The sequence below is a fragment of the Ralstonia flatus genome (assembly GCF_958439105.1).
Taxonomy (GTDB): Bacteria; Pseudomonadota; Gammaproteobacteria; order Burkholderiales; family Burkholderiaceae; genus Ralstonia; species Ralstonia flatus.
This window is the reverse complement of sequence record NZ_CAUDLI010000022.1, coordinates 1-1,275: the sequence shown is the minus strand read 5'-3', so window position 1 is coordinate 1,275 and position 1,275 is coordinate 1. Positions and strand designations below refer to the sequence as shown.

Genomic DNA, 1,275 nt, shown 5'->3' with positions numbered 1-1,275 from the left:
GGGAGTGTCAGTATTTCCGTGTTCGAGGCGGGGGTTGAGAATCACACGGACGGTCGAACGAATCGATCCGCATAGAGGATAGCGAACTGGTTCATGGCCTGCTTCCATTCCAGGACAGCGCGGTTCTTCCAGGTGGCCGTGATGTTGCGCAGCGCCAGCCAGATGAGCTTGGTCGCGGCCTCATCGGTCGGGAAGTGGCCGCGTGTTTTGATGATCTTGCGTAGCTGCGCGTTGATGTTCTCGATGGCATTGGTCGTGTAGATCACGCGCCGCACGGCGGGTGGAAACGCAAAGAACGGAATCACACGATCCCAGGCGCCGCGCCATGCAGCGCTGACCATCGGGAATCGCTGTCCCCATGGCCCTTGGGCGAACGCATCAAGCTCATCCTGCGCGGCCTCTGCACTTGGGGCGGTGTAGATGGGCCGAATCGCGGCGGCCAGCGCTTTGCGATCTTTCCAGCTCGCGTAATCGAGGCTGTTGCGGATCAGGTGGACGATGCAGGTTTGCAGCGTGGTCGCCGGGAACACGGCCGCCAGTGCTTCGGGCATGCCCTTGAGGCCGTCGGTGACGGCGATCAGGATGTCGTTCACCCCGCGTGTCTTCAGGTCATTGAACACCTTCATCCAGAACTTGGCGCCCTCGGTGTTCTCGATCCATAGACCCAGGATCTCGCGCGTGCCGTCGGGCAGCACCCCCAGCGCCAGATAGATGGCCTTGTTGCGCACCACGGCGTCCTCGCGAATCTTGACGCGCAACGCATCGAAGAACACCACCGGGTACATCGCCTCGAGTGATCTGGCCTGCCAGGCGGTTACCTCAGCCATCACCTCGTCGGTGACGGAGCTGATGAACTCGGGCGAGACTTCCGTCGCGTATTGCTCCAGCAGGAAGCCTTGTATCTCGCGCACCGTCATGCCTCGTGCATACATAGCGACGATCTTGTCGTCGAAGCCCGAGAAACGCCGCTCGTGCTTGGGGATCAGCAGCGGGGCAAAGCTGCCGTCACGGTCGCGTGGCACCTCGATGCGGATCGGGCCATCCTCGGTCAGGATCGTCTTGGCGCCTGTGCCGTTGCGCTGATTGCTCACCGTGGCCGGCTTGGACGCACCTGGCGGGTAGCCCAGGTGGTGGTTCATCTCGCCGCCCAGCGCCCGCTCGATCAGGGCCTTCTTGAGCGCAAGCGTCGCGGCATTGATGGCTTCGGCTGTCATCGGGCCGCTGCCAAACTGCTCAAGCAGCTCGGCGGGAATCGCCGGCAGATCGCCCGGCTTG

Annotated in this window: 1 protein-coding gene; it reads right to left on the bottom strand. The window is 62.8% G+C overall.

The window, feature by feature from the left end:
- Positions 1 to 41 precede the first annotated feature (41 nt).
- Positions 42 to 1,262 (bottom strand): IS256 family transposase, encoded by a 1,221-nt coding sequence (locus R2676_RS26120; RefSeq protein ID WP_316857704.1) that lies wholly within the window; start codon positions 1,260 to 1,262, stop codon positions 42 to 44.
- Positions 1,263 to 1,275 lie beyond the last annotated feature (13 nt).